This is a genomic window from Serratia sp. TSA_105.2 (assembly GCF_052692115.1).
In genome coordinates this window covers 124,045-142,859 of sequence record NZ_JBQZFT010000009.1, presented here as the reverse complement: position 1 = coordinate 142,859, position 18,815 = coordinate 124,045, and the positions used below count along the sequence as shown (strand labels likewise).

At 62.7% G+C, this 18,815-nt stretch carries 17 protein-coding genes; 7 read left to right on the top strand and 10 right to left on the bottom strand.

The window, feature by feature from the left end; genetic code table 11:
• Together ACUTSC_RS21145 and ACUTSC_RS21140 are read left to right on the top strand one after the other, a co-directional pair.
• On the top strand, positions 1–511 hold a 511-nt coding region (locus tag ACUTSC_RS21145), incomplete at its 5' end, for an autotransporter outer membrane beta-barrel domain-containing protein (RefSeq protein ID WP_445653542.1).
• Positions 512–966: 455 nt separating this feature from the next.
• Complete coding sequence (locus ACUTSC_RS21140) at positions 967–1,818, top strand: helix-turn-helix domain-containing protein (protein WP_197768588.1); 852 nt, start codon at positions 967–969, stop codon at positions 1,816–1,818.
• On the opposite strand, the gene ACUTSC_RS21135 is transcribed toward ACUTSC_RS21140, so the two are convergent.
• The 4 genes from ACUTSC_RS21135 to ACUTSC_RS21120 all read right to left on the bottom strand — a co-directional run bounded on the left by ACUTSC_RS21135 (position 1,808) and on the right by ACUTSC_RS21120 (position 6,565).
• Positions 1,808–3,592, bottom strand: a complete 1,785-nt coding sequence (locus ACUTSC_RS21135) for an ATP-binding protein (RefSeq protein ID WP_197768587.1) — start codon at positions 3,590–3,592, stop codon at positions 1,808–1,810. The two genes, ACUTSC_RS21140 and ACUTSC_RS21135, sit on opposite strands and share 11 nt — an antisense overlap.
• Complete coding sequence (locus ACUTSC_RS21130) at positions 3,589–4,083, bottom strand: molybdopterin-dependent oxidoreductase (protein WP_141972010.1); 495 nt, start codon at positions 4,081–4,083, stop codon at positions 3,589–3,591. The genes ACUTSC_RS21135 and ACUTSC_RS21130 overlap by 4 nt, the downstream gene beginning before the upstream one ends.
• A gap of 156 nt (positions 4,084–4,239) precedes the next feature.
• Positions 4,240–5,592: a glutathione-disulfide reductase gene (gorA, locus tag ACUTSC_RS21125; protein ID WP_197768586.1), complete on the bottom strand. Its 1,353-nt coding sequence runs from the start codon at positions 5,590–5,592 to the stop codon at positions 4,240–4,242.
• 130 nt (positions 5,593–5,722) lie between these two features.
• On the bottom strand, positions 5,723–6,565 hold the full coding sequence (locus tag ACUTSC_RS21120) for a 23S rRNA (adenine(2030)-N(6))-methyltransferase RlmJ (protein ID WP_004931012.1): 843 nt from the start codon (positions 6,563–6,565) through the stop codon (positions 5,723–5,725).
• A 135-nt stretch (positions 6,566–6,700) separates the two neighbouring features.
• Here ACUTSC_RS21120 and ACUTSC_RS21115 point away from each other — a divergent pair, with 135 nt between their 5' ends.
• Positions 6,701–7,105, top strand: a complete 405-nt coding sequence (locus ACUTSC_RS21115) for an ASCH domain-containing protein (protein WP_049213723.1) — start codon at positions 6,701–6,703, stop codon at positions 7,103–7,105.
• On the opposite strand, the gene ACUTSC_RS21110 is transcribed toward ACUTSC_RS21115, so the two are convergent.
• Entirely contained in the window at positions 7,100–8,005 is a 906-nt protein-coding gene (locus tag ACUTSC_RS21110) for a LysR substrate-binding domain-containing protein (protein WP_197773656.1), read from the bottom strand. The genes ACUTSC_RS21115 and ACUTSC_RS21110 overlap by 6 nt on opposite strands.
• Before the next feature lie 106 nt (positions 8,006–8,111).
• Here ACUTSC_RS21110 and ACUTSC_RS21105 point away from each other — a divergent pair, with 106 nt between their 5' ends.
• From ACUTSC_RS21105 to rsmJ, 4 genes are all read left to right on the top strand, one after another.
• The gene (locus ACUTSC_RS21105) at positions 8,112–9,554 is read left to right on the top strand and encodes an amidase (RefSeq protein ID WP_443003249.1); all 1,443 of its coding nucleotides are present in this window, start codon (positions 8,112–8,114) and stop codon (positions 9,552–9,554) included.
• A gap of 87 nt (positions 9,555–9,641) precedes the next feature.
• Complete coding sequence (locus ACUTSC_RS21100) at positions 9,642–10,103, top strand: HIT domain-containing protein (protein ID WP_197768585.1); 462 nt, start codon at positions 9,642–9,644, stop codon at positions 10,101–10,103.
• Positions 10,104–10,221: 118 nt separating this feature from the next.
• Positions 10,222–12,264: an oligopeptidase A gene (gene prlC / locus ACUTSC_RS21095; protein WP_443003251.1), complete on the top strand. Its 2,043-nt coding sequence runs from the start codon at positions 10,222–10,224 to the stop codon at positions 12,262–12,264.
• An 8-nt stretch (positions 12,265–12,272) separates the two neighbouring features.
• Positions 12,273–13,019, top strand: coding sequence for a 16S rRNA (guanine(1516)-N(2))-methyltransferase RsmJ (rsmJ, locus tag ACUTSC_RS21090; protein WP_197768583.1), 747 nt, complete (start codon positions 12,273–12,275; stop codon positions 13,017–13,019).
• A 28-nt stretch (positions 13,020–13,047) separates the two neighbouring features.
• Here rsmJ and ACUTSC_RS21085 read toward each other — a convergent pair whose 3' ends face one another.
• Genes ACUTSC_RS21085 through ACUTSC_RS21065 form a run of 5 tightly spaced genes read right to left on the bottom strand, consistent with a single transcriptional unit; the run spans position 13,048 to position 18,731 of the window.
• A complete protein-coding gene (locus ACUTSC_RS21085; protein ID WP_197768582.1) occupies positions 13,048–13,647 on the bottom strand; it encodes an SIS domain-containing protein in 600 nt (199 codons plus the stop codon).
• Positions 13,647–15,284 carry an FGGY-family carbohydrate kinase gene (locus tag ACUTSC_RS21080; RefSeq protein ID WP_148874784.1) on the bottom strand — a complete coding sequence of 546 codons (1,638 nt, stop codon included), beginning with the start codon at positions 15,282–15,284 and terminating at the stop codon, positions 13,647–13,649. The genes ACUTSC_RS21085 and ACUTSC_RS21080 overlap by 1 nt, the downstream gene beginning before the upstream one ends.
• A gap of 10 nt (positions 15,285–15,294) precedes the next feature.
• Positions 15,295–16,248: an ABC transporter permease gene (locus ACUTSC_RS21075; protein ID WP_060424425.1), complete on the bottom strand. Its 954-nt coding sequence runs from the start codon at positions 16,246–16,248 to the stop codon at positions 15,295–15,297.
• A gap of 1 nt (position 16,249) precedes the next feature.
• Positions 16,250–17,239, bottom strand: coding sequence for an ABC transporter permease (locus tag ACUTSC_RS21070; protein WP_015379367.1), 990 nt, complete (start codon positions 17,237–17,239; stop codon positions 16,250–16,252).
• The gene (locus ACUTSC_RS21065; RefSeq protein ID WP_197768581.1) at positions 17,232–18,731 is read right to left on the bottom strand and encodes an ATP-binding cassette domain-containing protein; all 1,500 of its coding nucleotides are present in this window, start codon (positions 18,729–18,731) and stop codon (positions 17,232–17,234) included. The genes ACUTSC_RS21070 and ACUTSC_RS21065 overlap by 8 nt, the downstream gene beginning before the upstream one ends.
• Between the last annotated feature and the right edge of the window lie 84 nt (positions 18,732–18,815).

Below are 18,815 nucleotides of genomic sequence, written 5' to 3'. Positions count from 1 at the left end.
GCAGTCGGACCGCGACACGGCGAAGTACAGCGCGCGCACCGAGCAGCTGTTCGCGGAGGCGGGTTACAGCGTGCAGGGTGAGTGGCTGAACCTGGAGCCGTTCGTGAATCTGGCGTACGTGAACTTCGAGAACAACGGCATCGCAGAAAGCGGCGGCGCGGCGGCACTGCGCGGGGATAAACAGCACACGGATGCGACGGTGTCGACGCTGGGCCTGCGTGCGGACACCGCCTGGCAGGTGAGCGCGGGCACGACGGTGGCGCTGCGCAGCGAGCTGGGGTGGCAGCACCAGTACGGCGGGCTGGAGCGAGGCACCGGGCTGCGGTTCAACGGCGGCAATGCGCCGTTCGTGGTGGACAGCGTGCCGGTCTCGCGCGACGGGATGGTGCTGAAGGCGGGGGCGGAAGTGGCGGTGAACGAAAACGCCACGCTGTCGCTGGGCTACGGCGGGCTGCTGTCGCAGCACCACCAGGACAACAGCGTCAACGCCGGCTTCACCTGGCGCTTCTGACCTTCAGCGGCAATCTCAAGGACAACGGAGCCGGCATGCCGGCTCCGTTTTTATTTGCGGCTGCGGGGTAAGTCCGTATGATGGCGCGGCGCCAGGGCAATAAAAAACCGGGACCCTGACGGATCCCGGCTTAAAAGTGGGTAAAACAGATTAGCGCTAAAGGCTCAAGCCCCGTTTGATTTGCGCAGTCCAAGCGATGTGCTCATCGTCTCAGTAGCGGCAACGGAACAAATTTTCCCTGGTGTTTCTATGGTTATTATTAAAAAACGTGCTGGTGTTATTTTTTATAGTGTATTGCTGTATGTCTCTTTTGATACCATGTTTGACGATGCAACATGGTATGTCAAGCAACGTTTTTAACGCATAATTGCATGGGATGCTAGTTTTAGATGTGGCTTTTTCAGCGGAAATAATCAAAACGACTGATAAATCAGTAAAAAAAATCGAAGGAACAAATGGATAACAATCACCAAAAATTCGATTCACAGTCGATTGCCAATCGGGTCAGGGAGCTGTTTTTACATTACGGAATTGGAAAACGTCAGCATGCCCGCGAACTCAGCCGCATCTTGGATCTGAGTTTTTCACATGCGCATCGCAAACTGAAAGGGCAAAGCCCCTGGACGCTGGAACAGATCAACAGCGTCGCGGCCGCGTTGGGAGAAACGCCGGCGGCGATCGCCGATTTGAGCGCCGAACACGAACCCACCGAGCCAAACATGGCGCGCGATGCCATCTTTTTCGTGGCGGGTGTGGCGATACCTTGCGTCGGGCACATCGGCGACGCGCTTCCTGCCGGGCGGCCGGCGGAATTTGTGGCGCTGCGCGTGGAAGGGCAGTGGCATATCTATCGCGCCGATGAGGCGCCGGCAGGCCCGCGTTACGGCGTCGATCTGATCGAAATCCGGCCCGGCTGCGGTGACGACGAGCGGCTGAGCATCGCGGTATTGGACGATTCGCATCAGGCGGCCGATGAGCTGGCCAAGTATCTCGGCGGCTGCGGCTTCAACGCGGTGGCGTTTTACGACGTCGACAGCTTCTGTCAGGCGTTGCAGCAAAGCCTGTTCGACGGCTACGTGGTGGACTGGCTGATCGGTGAGGAAACGGCGGATCGCTGTATCGCCACCATCCGCGCCTCCGACAACCCGGACGCGCCGGTACTGGTGCTGACCGGCGAGCTGGGGACCGACCGACGTGAGTCGGAGATCGCTCAGGCGATGCGCGAGTACGACGTGCTCGGCCCTTATGAAAAGCCGGTGCGGCTCCATGTGATCGAAGCCGCACTGCAACGCTGTTTTAATCTTTAGCGGGGAACACCTCGGCCAGCGCGCTCGACAGCGCATCCAGCCGGACCGGCTTCATCAGGTAGTTGTCGAACAGGGCGCGCTGGTCCGCCGTCAGTTGCTCAGGCGTATAGGCGCTGATGCCGATGATCGGCACATGGCGGTTGGGGCCGCGACGGTTGCGCAACTGCCTGGCCAGGGCGGCCCCGTCGATGCCCGGCATCTGCAGATCCAGCAACAGCGCGTCGTAAGGGCGTCTGAGCAGCTTCTGCAGCGCACGTTCCGGCGAGTCACACAGTTCGTGCTGATAGCCCAACTTGTCCAATAGCGCCGCAAAGGCGTCACCCACCGACTTGTTGTCATCCACCACCAGGACCTGCTGCGGCTTCTGCTGCAAAGAGGCATTGGCGGCGGCGGGTTCGTCGGCACGTTCGTCTTCACTGATCTGCACCGGAATACTGACGATAAAGGTGCTGCCCTTCTTGATTTCGCTGTACACCGTGATGGTGCCGTCGAGCAACGTCACCAGGCCGTGCACGATCGCCAGCCCCATCCCCACGCCGGCATACTGCTTGGTATGCGACTGATCCAGCTGGGTAAAGGGTTTGAAGATCTGATCGAGCTGGTCTTTTTCGATACCGATGCCGGTGTCGGTCACTTCGATAATCAACGAACTGCCGCCCGGTTGGCGGCGCAGGCAGCTGTGCAGCGTGATGCTGCCGCTTTCGGTGTATTTGTAGGCGTTGGTCAGCAGGTTGACGATAATTTGCCGAATGCGCAGCGGGTCGGAGTGCACCAGCAGGTGACTGCACTCCACTTCGCAGCTGAGTTTGACCTGCTCTTTGCGGGTCAGGGTGGCGATTTCGTTGGCGGTCTCCGCGATCAGCTTCTGCGCGTCGAACGGCACGATGCGCAATTCCATCATGCCGCTGTCGAGGTGCGCATAGTCGGTCAGATCTTTCATCTGGCTTTCGATTTGCTGCGCGGCGGTCTCCAGCCGCTGGAAAGTGTCCGCATGCTCCGCCGACACCCGGGTGTTCACCAATACGTCGATGGCCGACATCACGCTCTGCAACGAGGTGCGCAGCTCGTGGCCGATGGCGCCGAGGAAGGCGTTTTTGGTGCGAGTCGCTTTCTCCGCCTCGATGGCCTTGGCCTGCTGGCGAATGGTCAGCCGCTGCTGACGGAACACGATCAGGGTAATGGCGATCAGCGCAATCACCGAGAACATGACGATCACCAACCCATAGAAAATGATGTGCCGTTTCTCGATGTAGTCCTCATAGGCGGCGGTGCGCTGCTTCACCTCGGCGTGGTCGGTCAGGTTGGCCATTTCGATGGCGTAAGGCTTGATGGACCTCATGGCCGCGGACACTTGGGTGAAGTCGATTTTCGGGCTGTCCAGCAGCTTATCGATGCGATCCATCTGCAGGCGCATCTGTTTGACCACTTCCGGGTAACCCGGCTCGGCGTACAGCGGCTGGGTCGATTCGGAGACGGTTTCCAGCACGTAAAAGCGCGAATAGAGGATTTCGAACCGCAGCCGCAGGTTGTCGTTGTCCACCTGCGCGGCATGGCTTTGCTGCTCGACCAGCGTGTCGAACTCCGCCAACTTGATGGAGAACTTGGCGATCGACCACGAGTAGTTCTCCTGTGTGCCGGCGATGGCATACAGCCCTTTCTTCGACAGAGTGGCGCTGTAGTAATAGAGCGTGACGGTCGAAGCCACTAAAAACAGCGCGGCGAAGATGGCCGGGATCGCCAGCCTGCTGCCGTTCTTAAAGGTCGTCAGCTTCATTTGATCACGATCCTGTCGACTTGCCAGATAAAGCGCGAGTTGTACAACGGCGAGTTCAGCTCAGGCCCGGCGGCGTCGCGTGGGTACACCAGGAACAGCGGGCCGAAGTTTCTGAGCTTCAGCATTTCCCCGTCCATCTTGTAGGCCAGGATCATGTTGTACTTCTTGACGTCGGACAGCGGCACGTCGATGTAATAATCGTTCAGCGCGTAGAAGGTCAGCGTTTCGCCCTTGGCGCCGACGCGCTCCAGGATGTCAGCCACCGAAATCCCTTCAAACTTTCTCTGCGGTGTCCAGGAGGTGGAGGTGGTGATGCTGTGCAGCGGCATCGCCAACAGTTGTTTGTCGGTGAACAGATAGCTTTTTTTGACCGGGTCGGTCACGTTGTCGATCTTGCCCGCCACTTCCAGGGTAAAGCTGAGCGCGCTGCTCTGGGCGATAATCAGCGCCACGCAGGCCATCGCAAGGGTTTTGCATAGTTTGAACAGCATCGGTGTTCTCCAGAGGCGCGGGGAGGTTGTATCAGTCCCGCTAATTTATCAGGCAGAATAATGGCAGAAAAAGCAGGCGGGTGCGAAGGGAATAGTAAACCGCACAAAAAGAACAGGCCGGTGTCTACCGGCCTGAGAATGGGCTAACCGCTGCGGTTAGCGCATGGTAACGAACTCTTCCGCCGCGGTCGGGTGGATCGCCACGGTGTTGTCGAAGTCCTTCTTGGTGGCGCCCATCTTCACCGCTACCGCGAAGCCCTGCAGGATTTCATCCATGCCGAAGCCGATGCCGTGCAGGCCGACGATCTTCTCTTCCTTACCCGCGCACACCAGCTTCATGCGGCACGGCTGACGGTGCTGCGTCACGGCGCTGTACATGGCAGTGAAGGAGGATTTGTACACCTTCACGTTGTCCGCGCCGAACTTCTCGATAGCTTCCGGCTCGGTCAGGCCGATAGTGCCGATCGGCGGGTGGCTGAACACCACGGTGGCGATGTTGCTATAGTCCAGATGCTCGTCCGGCTTGTTGTTGAACAGGCGCTCGGACAGGCGGCGGCCGGCGGCCACGGCGACCGGGGTCAGTTCTACCGCACCGGTGTTGTCGCCCACCGCGTAGATGCCTTTGACGTTGGTGTTCTGGAACTTATCGACGTCAATGTAGCCTTGATCGTTGGTCTTCACCCCGGTAACGCCGAGGTTCAGGTTGTCGGTCGCCGGTTCGCGGCCGATGGCCCAGATCAGGCAGTCGACGGTGAATGCCTTGCCGTTTTCCAGCTGCAGCGTCAGGCTGCCGTCGGCGTTCTTGACGATCGCTTTCGGCACCGATTCGGTGTGCAGGCTTGGCCCTTCGGTGTTCATCACTTCCACCAGGGTTTCGACGATCATCGGATCGAAGCTGCGCAGCGGCGCGTGCTTGCGCACGAACAGGTGCGTTTCCGCGCCCAGCGCGTTCAGCACGCCGGCGATCTCCACGGCGATATAGCCGGCGCCGACTACGGCGACGCGCTTCGGCATGGCGTCCAGCTCAAAGAAGCCGTCGGAGTCGATGCCGTATTCCGCCCCCGGAATCGCCGGGTGGCTCGGGCGGCCGCCGGTGGCGATCAGGATGTGGTCGGCGGTGATGATCTCGCCGTTCACTTCCACGGTGTGCGCATCCACGAAGCGCGCGAAGCCTTTGATCACGTCGACCTTGTTCTTGCCCAGCACGTTATCGTAGGAGTTGTGGATGCGGTCGATATAGGCGGTGCGGTTGGCGACCAGCTTCTTCCAGTCGAAGGCGTTGACGGTGGTGTCGAAGCCGTAGTCCGGGCCGTACTGATGGATGGCCTCGGCGATCTGCGCCGCGTGCCACATGACTTTTTTCGGTACACAACCCACGTTTACACAGGTGCCGCCCAGCTCTTTGGCTTCAATCAGCGCACACTTTTGGCCGTACATGGCTGCCCGGTTGATCGATGCGATACCGCCGCTGCCGCCGCCAATTGCTAGATAATCGTAATGTTTCGTCATCTGGGATTTCCATGAGTTGTGAATTTGAAGAGGGTAAGAGTTTAACGCCTGACCGGGGTTTGTCGCAAAGATTGCGTCGATGGCTGCGATAGGTGGACGCAGGGCGCGGTGAACCGCGCCCTGCTGGGGATTATTCCGGTACCACCCAGTTCACCAGATGGTGGCCGATGCCCGACGGCACCAGCACCTTGTGCAGCCACGGCAGCACGTTTTTCATCTGCTGTTCCAGCTTCCACGGCGGGTTGATGACGATCATGCCGGAGGCGGTCATGCCGCGCTGATCGCTGTCGGGTTTCACCGCCAGTTCGATCTGCAGAATGCGGCGAATGCCGGTGGCCTCCAGATCGCGCAGCATGCGTTTGATCTGCTGGCGCATCACCACCGGGTACCACAGCGCGTAGGTGCCGGTGGCGAAACGCTTGTAGCCTTCCTGAATGCCTTTGACCACGTCCTGGTAATCGGTCTTCATTTCATACGGCGGGTCCATCAGGATCAGGCCGCGGCGCGACAGGGGCGGCAGCTGGGATTTCAGCTGCTGATAGCCGTCGGCGCGCTGCACTTTGGCGCGCTCGTCTTTCTGGAATTCGCTGCGCAGTAGCGGGTAGTCGCTCGGGTGCAGCTCGGTCAGGTGAATTTTGTCCTGCGGGCGCAGCAGCTGGCGGGCGATCAGCGGCGAACCGGGGTAGTAGCGCAGCGTGCCGGAACGGTTGAAGTTGTGCACCACGCTCATGTAGGCCGCCAGCTCTTCCGGCAGATCGTCGCGCTGCCACAGCAAGCCGATGCCTTCCAGGTATTCGCCGGTGCGCTCGGCGTGTTCGCCGCTGAGCTGATAACGGCCCGCGCCCGAGTGGGTATCCAGATACAGGAACGGCTTCTCTTTTTCCTTCAGCGACTCGATGATCAGGCTCTGAACGGTGTGTTTGAGCACGTCGGCGTGGTTGCCGGCGTGGAAACTGTGGCGATAACTTAACATGACGGGTGACGATTCCTTGTGCTCCGCAGACGGAGCATTCAATGCAATAAGGCTTATAATCTGCACAGTATAAACTGTCTGGCCGGGAAAAACCGGACTCCGTTGCCGCAGACGTTCACAGAAAGGGGCAGGACGATGAGCAAACAGGCGATTTTGGCGAACTACCCCGACGCGGCGCGCTGGGCGTTCGGCGACGGCCCCGAGTTGGCCGACGAACTGCTGCAGTTGGTGCTGAGCGGGGAAAAGACCGCCACCTGCAGCTCCTATGCGAGCTATCGCCGGGAGCAAACGCCGATGATCGGCGACGATAACATTATTCTCGACGGCCGCGGCGAACCGGCCTGCGTGATCAAAACCCTGGCGCTGCGCCTGGTGCGCTACGACCAGGTGACCGCCGAGATGGCGGCCAAAGAGGGCGAAGGCGACAAAAGCCTGGCGTTTTGGCGGCGGGGGCATCGGGAGTTTTTCACCCGCGAAGGCACCTTTGCGGCGGATATGTGGCTGGTGTTCGAAGAGTTTGCGCTGGTGGAGATTTTATAGCGGCCCCAGCGCGGCCACCACCTGCTCGCGCAGCCAGCTGTGGGCCGGGTCGAGATGGGAGCGTTCATGCCATACCATCACCATGTCGTAACCCGGCATCTCCAGCGGAGCCGCGTAGGTGCGCAATTCCCCCAACAGTTCCCCCAGCATGCGCGAAGGCAGCATGGCGACCATATCGGACTTCGCCAGCAACGCGGGAATAAACAGGAAGTGCGGCACCGACATTACGACCCGTCGGGTTAACCCCTGTGCGGCCAGCAGCGTATCGATCTGGGTACGAAAACCGCCGCCATCTTGCGAAACCATCACAAACTCAAGCTGGCAGAACTGTTCGAGTGAGGGCGGCCGTTGCAACAGCGGGTGATCCCGGCGGCCGACCAGCAGGTAGTTCTCGTGAAACAGCGGCCGATGGCGCAGCTCCGCCGGCGCTTCTTCCCGGCTCAGAAAACCGAGATCGATCACCCCGTCCGCCAAATCGCGGCTCATGCGTTTGGGCGCCGCTTCGCGGATCGCCAGACGGGATTTCGGCGCCGCCAGCCGCAGGCGGGGCAGCATCGGCAGCAAAATTGCGTATTCAGCGGCATCGGCGGCGGCCAGCTGCCAGGTGACTTCCGCCTGCCGCGGATCAAACGGCTGCTCCGGCGCGACCAGACGGCCCACATCGGCCAGCGTTTGGCGCAGCGGTGCCAACAGGCCGAGCGCGCGCGCCGTCGGCAGCATGCCGCGCGGGTTCGGCAGCAGCAGCGGGTCACGGTAGATCTCACGCAGCTTGGCAAGCTGAATGCTGACCGAAGGCTGGCTGAGATTGAGGCGCGCCGCCGCCCGCGTCACGCTGCGCTCGCTGAGCAACGCTTCCAATGTGACCAAAAGATTGAGATCGAGCCGCTTTAAATTGTTGATAACTATTCCCCGAATTAAATCTATCAATTTCAACTATAGCGTCGATCTCCCTACCGTGGAACGGACGCCGGAACAGACCGGTGAAACCGCAACGGAGAGGGGGACGATGATGAAATTGAGCGAATACGTGAGCTACGATGCGCTGGGATTGGCCGAATTGGTGCGGCGTGGCGAGGTCAGCGCAGCGGCGCTGCAACAGGCGGCGCGGGCCGCCGTCGAGGCGGTGAACCCGGCGATTAACGCGGTGGTGGAACACTGGGAGCAGCCGCCGGAACAAGACGACGGGCCTTTGTCGGGCGTGCCTTTCCTGATCAAGGACATCGCCATCAGCATGGCAGGCAAGCGCGTTGAGCTGGGCAGCCGGTTGGCGCAGGGCAGCGTCGCCGCCGCCGACAGCCATCTGATGAGCAATATCCGCCAGGCCGGGCTGGTGACCTTTGGCCGCACCAGCACGCCGGAAATGGCGTTCAGCACCACCACCGAGGCCGTGCTTTACGGTGCCACGCGCAACCCCTGGAACCTGGATTTCAGCGCCGGTGGATCCAGCGGTGGCGCCGGTGCGGCGGTTGCCGCCGGTATGGTGCCTATCGCTCACGCCACCGACGCCGCCGGCTCGATTCGCGTACCGGCTTCGTCAAACGGGGTATTTGGTCTCAAGCCTACGCGCGGTCGGGTGCCGCATGGCCCGGTGATGGATGAGGTCTTCAACGGCTTTGGCGTCCAGCTGGGGCTCAGCCGCACGGTGCGTGACAGCGCCGCGTTGCTGGATGCGATGCAGCGTCCTCACGTTGGCGAGCCGTATTACACGGCGCCGCCGGCGCACAGCTGGTTATCGCAGGTGACGCGGCAACCGGGCAGGCTGCGCATCGGCATGATGACCGAGGCGTGGAACGGCGGAAAAACCGAGTCGAACATCGCCGGCGCCACGGCGGAAACGGCGGTGTTATTGGCGGCGTTGGGGCATCAGGTCAGCGAAACGAAAATGGCGATCGGCGTCAGTTGGCAAGAGTTGGTGTTCGCCAATGCGCAAATCTGGTGCGCCAATCTGGTCGGCTGGGTCGATGGTCTGAGCCAAGCGAGCGGACGGGCTATTTCAAGCGAAACGCTGGAGCCGGAAACGCTGGCCTGCTATCGCTACGGCCAGGCGGCCAGGGCGGTGGATATGGTGCGTGCGCTCGAGGTACGCAACCGGGTGACTCGCGCAGTCGGCGCCTATTTCCAGCAATACGACCTGCTGCTGACGCCGACGCTACCCGACCTGCCCTGGCGGCTTGGCCGTTATGGCGCGAATGCGGCGAATATGGACGGGCTGGAATGGACGGCGCATTTGTTCGATCATTCACCGTTCACCCCGGTATTTAACGTCGCCGGCGTACCGGCGATGTCGGTGCCGCTGGCCCAGGATGCGCAGCACAACCTGCCGATAGGCATGCAGTTTGTCGCCGGTTTTGGCCGTGAGGATCGGTTGTTGCAGCTGGCCGGACAGCTGGAACGCGCCGCGCCCTGGCATGGGCGGCGTCCGGCGATTTGGGCGGGGAATGCCGTTTAATAGCGGTAAAAAAGCAAAATATCCGCTATGTTGCCGAGAGGTGTTTGATGGCGGGCCGTCGGCTCGACGCTGCACCCTGGAGGCGATATGAGCTGCATTTTTTGCGACATCGCGGCGGGCAAGGCGCCGTGCCATAAAATCTGGGAAGACGACGACCATCTGGCGTTCCTGTCCATCTTTCCCAACACCGACGGTTTCAGCGTGGTGATCCCCAAGGCGCACCACCCGAGCTACGCCTTTGACCTGCCGGACGAGGTGTTGAGCGCGCTGATGCTGGCGACCAAGCGGGTGGCGAAGCAGCTGGATCGCGCGTTCGACGACGTCGGCCGCTGCGGCATGGTGTTCGAAGGTTACGGCGTCGACCATGTGCACGCCAAACTGATCCCGCTGCACGGCACCGCGTCGCTGGATCAGTGGCGGCCGATCGAATCGACCTCGCCGAAGTTTTTCGCGCGTTACGAGGGCTATATCTCCTCCCACGACGCCGCGCGCGCCGACGACGAGCAACTGGCGGCGCTGGCCGCCCGCATCCGCCAACGCGCCGTTTAAGGCACGAACGATCAACGCCGGGCATTGATTTTCCTGTTGTCTGGCTCCATGTTAGAGATTCATACGCATTTTAAGGCTCGCCCCCGCGGCGGGCCCCAACGCTAATCAGGACTGCCCTATGACAAATCCGTTGCTGACCCCGTTTTCCCTGCCGCCGTTCTCGGCGATCCGCCCTGAAGATATCGTGCCTGCGGTGCAATCCGCACTGGTGGACTGCCGCGCCGCGGTAGAGCGCGTGGTCGCGCAGCCGGGGCCGTTCACCTGGGATAATCTGTGTCAGCCGCTGGCGGAGTCGGACGATCGCCTGTCGCGCATCTGGTCGCCGATCGGGCACCTGAACTCGGTGAAAAACAGCCCGGAGCTGCGCGCCGCCTATGAGCAGGCGCTGCCGCTGCTGTCTGAATACGGCACCTGGGTTGGCCAGCACGAAGGGCTGTACCAGGCCTACCGCAGCCTGAAAGAGGGCGCGGCGTTCGAGACGCTGAGCGTGCCGCAGCGCAAGGCGGTGGACAACGCGCTGCGCGATTTCGAACTGTCGGGCATCGGCCTGTCGGCGGATAAACAGCAGCGCTACGGCGAGATCGTCGCGCGCCTGTCCGAACTGGGTTCCACCTACAGCAATAACGTGCTCGACGCCACCATGGGCTGGAGCAAACTGATTACCGACGAAGCCGAGCTGAGCGGTCTGCCGGAGAGCGCCCTGGCGCAGGCACAGGCGATGGCGCAGGCCAAAGAGCAAGACGGCTGGCTCCTGACGCTGGACATGCCGAGCTACCTGCCGGTGTTGACCTACGCCGACAACCGCGCGCTGCGCGAAGAGATGTACCGCGCCTTCGCCACCCGCGCCTCCGATCAGGGGCCGAACGCCGGCAAATGGGACAACAGCGAAGTGATGGCGGAAACGCTGGCGCTGCGCCACGAGCTGGCTCAGCTGCTGGGCTTCGACACCTACGCCGACAAGTCGCTGGCGACCAAAATGGCGGAGAGCCCGGAGCAGGTGATCGGCTTCCTGAGCGATCTGGCCAAGCGCGCCCGCCCGCAGGCCGAGCAGGAGCTGGCGCAGCTGCGCGCCTTCGCCAAACAGCACTATGGCGTGGACGAGCTCGAAGCCTGGGACATCACCTATTACGGCGAAAAACAGAAGCAGCACCTGTTCTCCATCAGCGACGAGCAGCTGCGCCCGTACTTCCCGGAACAGCGGGTGGTGGAAGGGCTGTTCGAAGTGGTGAAACGCATCTACGGCATCACCGCCAAAGAGCGTAAAGACGTCGAGACCTGGCATCCGGACGTGCGCTTCTTCGATCTGTTCGACGCTAACGGCGAGCTGCGCGGCAGCTTCTACCTCGATCTGTACGCCCGCGAAAACAAACGCGGCGGCGCCTGGATGGACGACTGCGTCGGCAGCCTGCGCAAGGCCGATGGCACGCTGCAAAAACCGGTCGCTTACCTGACCTGCAACTTCAACCGCCCGCTGGGCGACCAGCCGGCGCTGTTCACCCATAACGAAGTGACCACGCTGTTCCACGAGTTCGGCCACGGTCTGCACCACATGCTGACGCAGATCGATACCGCCAGCGTCTCCGGCATCAACGGGGTGCCGTGGGATGCGGTCGAACTGCCGAGCCAGTTTATGGAAAACTGGTGCTGGGAGCCGGAAGCGCTGGCGTTTATCTCGGGCCACTACCAGAGCGGCGAGCCGCTGCCGAAGGCCATGCTCGACAAGCTGCTGGCGGCCAAGAATTACCAGGCGGCGCTGTTCATCCTGCGCCAGCTGGAGTTCGGCCTGTTCGATTTCCGCATGCACTTCGAATACAGCCCGGAAAAAGGGGCGCAGATCCTGCCGACGCTGGCGGAAGTGAAGAAAATGGTGGCGGTGGTGCCTTCGCCGAGCTGGGGCCGCTTCCCGCACGCCTTCAGCCACATCTTCGCCGGCGGCTATGCGGCCGGTTACTACAGCTACCTGTGGGCGGAAGTGTTGTCGGCAGACGCCTACTCGCGCTTCGAAGAAGAGGGGATTTTCAACGCCGAAACCGGCAAATCCTTCCTCGACAACATCCTGTCGCGCGGCGGTTCGGAAGAGCCGATGGCGCTGTTCAAACGCTTCCGTGGCCGCGAGCCGCAGCTGGATGCTATGCTGCGCCATTACGGCATTAAAGGATAACCCGACACGTGAGCGTGTGTTTATTGTGTGAAGCAGGCGCCGATCCCGGCGCCTTGTCTGTTTTGGCGCAGCGCTGGCAGCTGACGTCCGACGACGACGCGCCGATGGCGCTGGTACTGACCCCGCAGCGGCTGGAGCTGCGCAAGCGCGACGAGCCAAAGCTCGGCGGGATCTACGTCGATTTCGTCACCGGCGCCATGGCGCACCGGCGCCGCTTTGGCGGCGGCCGCGGCGAGGCGGTGGCCAAAGCGGTCGGCATCAAGGGCAGCTATCTGCCGGACGTGGTGGACGCTACCGCCGGGCTGGGGCGCGACGCCTTCGTGCTGGCGGCGCTGGGCTGCCGGGTACGGATGCTGGAGCGCAATCCGGTGGTGGCGGCGTTGCTGGACGACGGTCTGCAGCGTGGCTATCAGGATGCGGAAATCGGCCCGTGGCTGCGCGAGCGCCTGACGCTGCTGCACGCCTCCAGCCTGACGGCGCTGGCGGATCTCAGCCCGCGCCCCGAGGTGGTGTATCTCGATCCGATGTTCCCGCACAAGCAAAAAAGCGCGCTGGTGAAAAAAGAGATGCGGGTGTTTCAATCGCTGGTGGGCAGCGACGATGACGCCGACGGCCTGCTGGAGCCGGCGCGCCGCCTGGCGACCAAGCGCGTGGTGGTGAAACGCCCGGACTACGCGCCGCCGCTGGCCGACGTGCCGGCGCACGCCGCCACGCTGACCAAAAGCCACCGTTTCGATATCTACATGCCGCTGTAATGTCAGCCGGGCCCGAGGTGTCGGGCCCTCAGTTTTCCTCCCGCAAGCTTTTCCCCACGCCGCCGCCCGGATGCACCGCCAACAAGGTGTCCTTGTCGTAACCGCTGCGCGCCATCAGGCAGGCGCAGGCGGCGTCGAAGATCGCCAACACCAGCACAATTGAGGTGGTGGCCAGCATGTTCAGCGGATCTATCTCCTTTTGCACCCCGGTGGCGATCGTCAGCTGCGCCGCCTGCGCGATGGCGGAATGCGGGTTTTCCGTCACCGCGATCAGCGTCACGCCCTTGGCCTGCAGCGTCGGCAGCAGGCGGGTCAGCTCGTCGGAATTGCCGCCGCGCGAGATCAGGATCAGCAGATCGTCGGCACGCAGAAAGCCCAGATCGCCGTGCGCCGCGCCGGTGGCGTCGAGATAGATCGCCGGCCGTTCCACGCAGGCCAGCATGTGGGCTATCTTGCGCGCCGCAATCCCCGAGGTGCCGACGCCGGTGACGGCGATTTTACCGCGGCAGTCGGCCAGCAGCGCCAGCAGCCGTTGCCAGGTGCGCGCGTCGAGGCGCTCGCCCAGCTGCGCCAGCTCCTGGCTGTAGGTTTGCCAACCCTGCACGGCCTGCCGCCATTCCTGCTGCATCACGCCTCCTCCTGCATCAACCGGCGGTATTTCATGTGGTCGTTGTACAGCTCGTGGAATACCCGGTATTTGCGGTCGTAGTAGCTTTTTATCCGGTTGGTCTGCGGCGTGACCGTCTTGCCGATGCGGCTCATGGCGCTCATCGCCTCCGGCAGGGTGTCGAACACGCCCGCCGCCACGGTGCCCATCATCGCGCCGCCGAGCAGCATCGCTTCGCTCTCCTCCGGCAGCAGCATGGCGCAGCCGGTGGCGTTGGCGTGCTCCTGCACGAAGATCGGGTTCTTGGTGCCGCCGCCGCTGGCCATGATGGTGTCGATGCTGTAGCCGCTGTGGTTCATGGTTTCGATGATGTGGCGGGTGCCGAGCGCGATGGCCTGAATGGTGGCCAGGTAGTGCAGCGCCATGTCCTCCGGCGTGCGCGACAGCTTCAGCCCGGTCAGGATGCCGGTCAGCGTCGGGTTGGCGCGCGGCGAGCGGTTGCCGTGGAAATACGGCAGCATATGAATGTCCTGCGTCAGGAAGGCGATATTCTCCGGCTCGCCGGCCATGCGGCGCAGAATGGCGTTCAGCACCTCATAGATGGTCTGCCCCTGAGTTTTCGCCTGCGCCAGCAGCTCCGGGTAGCACGGGTGCGACTGGATGACGTGGTCGATCAGCGCGCCGGTGGCGGACTGGCCGCCCTCGTTCAGCCAGTATTCCGGCAGGATCGCCGAGTAATACGGCCCCCAGACGCCGCCGATAAAGCGCGCGGTGCGCGACATCGCCATGTGGCCGGTGGAGGTGCCGCCGATCAGCGCGACGCGGCGGTTGAAGTCGGCCACCTCACCGGAGACGCCGGTGGCGCCCAGCGTGCCGAGGGTGCCGGCGTGGGCGTCGATGATCGACACGCTCACCGCCGTGCCGGCGATCAGTCCCATCTCGCTGGCGGCGCGCTGGGTCAGGCCGTGGCCCAGCGGCTCGCCCATCATTTTGACGTCGCTGCCGATCTTGGCCGCGTCATGTTCCAGCACGTCTTCCAGCCCGATCTGCTGGAAGTAGCTCTTGTCCCAGCGCTGTTCGTGGCCGAGATAGGTCCACTTGCACACCGTCGAGCACAGCGAACGGGTGGCGTCCTGGGTGGCGCGCCAGGTGAGGAAGTCCGGCAGATCGAACAGGTAACCGGCGTTGGCCCAGGTGGTGGGCATGTGCTGTTTCAGCCACAGCAGTTTCGGCGTCTGCATCTCCGGAGAAATGATGCCGCCGACGAAGTCCAGCACCCGGTGTTTGGTGGCGTTGATGCGCTCGGCCTGGGCGATCGCCCGGTGATCCATCCACACGATGATGTTCTGTTCGGTGCGGCCGGAGGGGCTGACGGTCAGCGGCTTGCCCTCTTTATCCAGCACCACCAGCGAACAGGTGGCGTCGAAGCCCAGCCCCTTGACCTGGATCGGGTTGATGTCGGCCTGGTTGACCGCGTCGCGCACCGCATTGCACACCGCCTGCCAGATGTTATCCGACGACTGCTCGACGAAATCCGCCTTCGGCCGGTACAGATCGATGGCCCGGCTGGCCTGGCCGACCATGCGGCCATTAAGATCGAATACGCCCGCGCGCGCGCTTCCGGTGCCCACATCTACGCCAATAAAATAGCTCGCCATTATTTTCTCCTCAGGCTTTTCGATTCTGTAACGCGATAAACAGGATCAGCACGCCGCCCCACAGGGCCATGGTCAGGTAGCTGCTGACCCCCAGCAGATTGAGGCCGCTTTCCAACATTTGCAGCACGATCAGCGCCAGCACCAGCCCCAGAATACGGCCGAAACCGCCGTCCGGGTTAATGCCGCCCAGCACCGAGGCCAGAATGGTCACCAGCAGATAAGATTCGCCGTAGCCGGCCTTGGCCGAGTTGAACTTGGCCATCATCAGCAGGGCGGCGCCCCAGCCGAGCAGCGCCGACAGGATATACACCGCGATCTGCACCCGTGCGGTGTTCACGCCGCTGAAGCGGGTGGCCTGTTCGTTGGAGCCGATCAGGTACAGGCTGCGGCCCAGCGTGGTGTGCTCCAGCAGCAGCCACAGCCCGGCCGCCACCAGCAGGAACAGGATCAGCGCCACCGGCACGCCGAGCACGGCGCCGTTGCCGAGAAATTGAATCGCTGCCGGGAAGCCGGAGATCACCGCGCCGTTGGACAGCAGGATATTCAGGCCGGTGATCAGCGTCATGGTGCCGAGCGAGGCGAGGATTGGCGAGACGCCGATCCAGGCCACCAGCGCGCCGTTCAGCGCGCCGATCGCCACCGCCACCAGCAGGCCGGCCAACAGCGCCAGCGCCAGGAACAGCGGCTGGTCGGGATGGCTGACGATGATCGCCGCCATCACCAGCGAACAGGCGTTGGCGCCGGCGATGATCGACAGGTTGATGCCGCCGGTCAGCATGGTGATGCCCATGCCGAGCGCCAGGAGGCCGAGGATCGGCAGCTGCGAGGCGATCGACTGGAAGTTACCGAGGCTGAAGAAGCGCGATCCGAGCAGCCCGGCGAAGAGCAGCGCCACCGCGATGATGATCGCGCCCTGCAGGCGAATGATCCGATCGCTTGGGATCAACCGAGTTAACTGCGTCATGTCAGATCTCCTTGAGCAGCTTGCGTTTTTCGTTCCAGGCGGTGGTGCTGATGCTGATCAAAATGATCGCGCCGCTGAACACCTGGTGCCAATAGGCCGAGACGCTGAGCAGCGTCAGCCCGTTTTGCAGGAAGGCCAGCAGCACCACGCCGAGCAGGGTGCCGGTCAACGAGCCGCGGCCGCCGCTCATGCTGGTGCCGCCCAGCACCACCGCCGCCAATACCGTCAGCTCGAAGCCGAGCAGCGAATTGGGGGCCACCGACTGGGTGATCTGCGCCTGCACCACCGCCGCGACGCCGGCCAGTATGCCCATGTAGCCGTAGACGCAAAAATGCAGCCGCAGCAGGTTCAACCCCAGGCGCGACGCCGCGTCGCGGTTGCCGCCCATGGCGTAGATCTGGCGCCCCAGCCGGGTGCGGTTCATCAGCACGCCGGTGACGACGATGGTCGCCAGCAGGCACAGCAGCGGTAGCGTCAGGCCGTAGTCGTAGCCGTCGGCGCCCTGGAACGAGAACCAGTTGATACCGTTCATGAACCAGTCCGGGAAGCCGTACAGCCAGGTGCCGTTGGTGGCGTACACCAGCAGGCCGTAGAACAGGTTAAGGGTGGCGATGGTGATGATGATCGCCGGCACCTTCAGCCAGTACACCAGGAAACCGTTCACCAGCCCGAGCAGCAGGCCGACGCCGATCGCCAGGGCGAACGCCAGCGGGAAGCTGCCGCCGTGCTGGATCACCCAGCTGGCCATCACATACTGGGCGATGGCGGTGACCGCCGGGAACGAAATGTCGATGCCGCCGGCGATCAGCACCACGAACAGCCCGCAGGCCAGGATGCCGAGAATGGCGTAGCTGGTGGCGACGTCGGTCAGGTTGCCGAGCGTCAGAAATTCGTCGGTGCCGGCGCTCAGGCCGATCGCCAGCAGCAGCACCAACAGGCCGAGATAAAACTCGTGCCGCCCGGCCAGGCGGGCCAATAATGACTTATCCATTCACCACCTCGGCGATCTGTTGCTCGGTACTCTGGTGCGGCGCAAACTCGGCGATCAGTTCGCCCTTGCGCATCACCATCACCCGATGGCTGTTGTAATAGGCTTCCGGGATCTCGTCGCAGATCATCAGCACCGCCATGCCCAACTGCGCCAGATCGCGGGCGATCTGGTAGATCCCCTCTTTGTTGGCGATGTCCACGCCGACGGTGGGTGAGTCGAGGATCAGGATCTTCGGCTGGGTCGCCACCCATTTGGCGATGGCGATGCGCTGGGCGTTGCCGCCGGACAGGGTTTTCACCGGCAACGCGCTGTCGGACACCTTGATGTTCAGATCGCGGATCAGCCGGTTGACCAGCTCGGTCGCCTTGGCGTGATCCAGCAGCCCGAGCGAGGTATGCAGCCGATCGAAGACGGTGACGATGGTGTTGTCGTAGATCGATTGTTCCATGATCAGCCCCTGCGTCAGGCGATCCTCCGACACATAGCCGATGCCGTGGCGCACCGCTTCGCGGTTGTTGTGCAGTTGCACCGCCCGGCCCTCGATGCGGATCTCGCCGCTGTCCGGCCGCGTCATGCCGAACAGGCTGAGGCACAGTTCGGTGCGGCCGGCGCCGAGCAGGCCGACGATAGAGACGATCTCGCCGCCGCGCAGCGCCAGATTGACGTTGCGGTATTTCTCGCTGCGGCTGAGGTTGCGCACCTCGAGCAGCGGTGCCTGTTCGGCCGGCGGCAGCGGCGGCAGCGGGCTGTAGTGGAAGCGTTGGCCGGTCATCAGGAACGCCAGTTCATGGCTGTCCAGTTCGCTGGCCGGCCAGGTGCCTACCAGCTTGCCGTCGCGCATCACGCTGATGCGATCGGCGACTTCCATCACTTCGTCCAATCTGTGGCTGACGAATACCACGCAGATACCGGCCGCCTTCAGCTCGTTGACCACCCGTAGCAGGCCGTCGACCTCCTGGCGGGTCAGCGAGGCGGTCGGTTCATCCATGATAACCAACCGCGCCTCGGCGGCGATGGCGCGGCAAATCGCCACCAGCTGCCGATCGGCGATCGACAGTTTTTCCACCTTTTTATCGGGATCGATGCGTATGCCGACCCGCGCCATGGCGTCGAGCGCCGTCAGGCGCATCACCCGCTTGCGCACCCAGAAATGGCCGCCGGGCAGGTAACGGTGGATGGCGATGTTCTCCGCCACCGTCAGGTTGGGGAACAGCGACAGGTCCTGGTAGATCACCTGTATGCCGTAATAACCGGACAGCTGCGGCGTCAGGGCGTGGAAGAGTTTGCCTTCCAGCGAAATGTTGGCGCCTTTTTCCGGCTGATAGACGCCGGAGATGATTTTAATGATGGTGCTTTTGCCGCAGCCGTTTTGCCCGGCCAGGCAGTGCACTTCGCCTTTATTCAGCGTCAGGTCGATCTGGTCTAATGCCAGCACGCCTGGGAATCGCTTGCTGATATTCTCCAGGGTGATAAATGCGGGGGAGGCTGTCATAACGTTAACCTGTGCTTGCGTAGCGGCCGAAGCCCTGGGCGCAGCAATGCTGCGCCCCTACGAGGGTTTAACTACTTTCCCGGT

Bases quoted from the DNA above. Each gene is read 5' to 3' on its own strand.
- ACUTSC_RS21140 (WP_197768588.1), top strand. From the start codon at position 967: ATGGATAACAATCACCAAAAATTCGATTCACAGTCGATTGCCAATCGG.
- ACUTSC_RS21135 (WP_197768587.1), bottom strand. From the start codon at position 3,592: ATGAAGCTGACGACCTTTAAGAACGGCAGCAGGCTGGCGATCCCGGCC.
- ACUTSC_RS21130 (WP_141972010.1), bottom strand. From the start codon at position 4,083: ATGCTGTTCAAACTATGCAAAACCCTTGCGATGGCCTGCGTGGCGCTG.
- gorA (WP_197768586.1), bottom strand. From the start codon at position 5,592: ATGACGAAACATTACGATTATCTAGCAATTGGCGGCGGCAGCGGCGGT.
- ACUTSC_RS21120 (WP_004931012.1), bottom strand. From the start codon at position 6,565: ATGTTAAGTTATCGCCACAGTTTCCACGCCGGCAACCACGCCGACGTG.
- ACUTSC_RS21115 (WP_049213723.1), top strand. From the start codon at position 6,701: ATGAGCAAACAGGCGATTTTGGCGAACTACCCCGACGCGGCGCGCTGG.
- ACUTSC_RS21105 (WP_443003249.1), top strand. From the start codon at position 8,112: ATGATGAAATTGAGCGAATACGTGAGCTACGATGCGCTGGGATTGGCC.
- ACUTSC_RS21100 (WP_197768585.1), top strand. From the start codon at position 9,642: ATGAGCTGCATTTTTTGCGACATCGCGGCGGGCAAGGCGCCGTGCCAT.
- prlC (WP_443003251.1), top strand. From the start codon at position 10,222: ATGACAAATCCGTTGCTGACCCCGTTTTCCCTGCCGCCGTTCTCGGCG.
- ACUTSC_RS21085 (WP_197768582.1), bottom strand. From the start codon at position 13,647: ATGCAGCAGGAATGGCGGCAGGCCGTGCAGGGTTGGCAAACCTACAGC.
- ACUTSC_RS21080 (WP_148874784.1), bottom strand. From the start codon at position 15,284: ATGGCGAGCTATTTTATTGGCGTAGATGTGGGCACCGGAAGCGCGCGC.
- ACUTSC_RS21075 (WP_060424425.1), bottom strand. From the start codon at position 16,248: ATGACGCAGTTAACTCGGTTGATCCCAAGCGATCGGATCATTCGCCTG.
- ACUTSC_RS21070 (WP_015379367.1), bottom strand. From the start codon at position 17,239: ATGGATAAGTCATTATTGGCCCGCCTGGCCGGGCGGCACGAGTTTTAT.
- ACUTSC_RS21065 (WP_197768581.1), bottom strand. From the start codon at position 18,731: ATGACAGCCTCCCCCGCATTTATCACCCTGGAGAATATCAGCAAGCGA.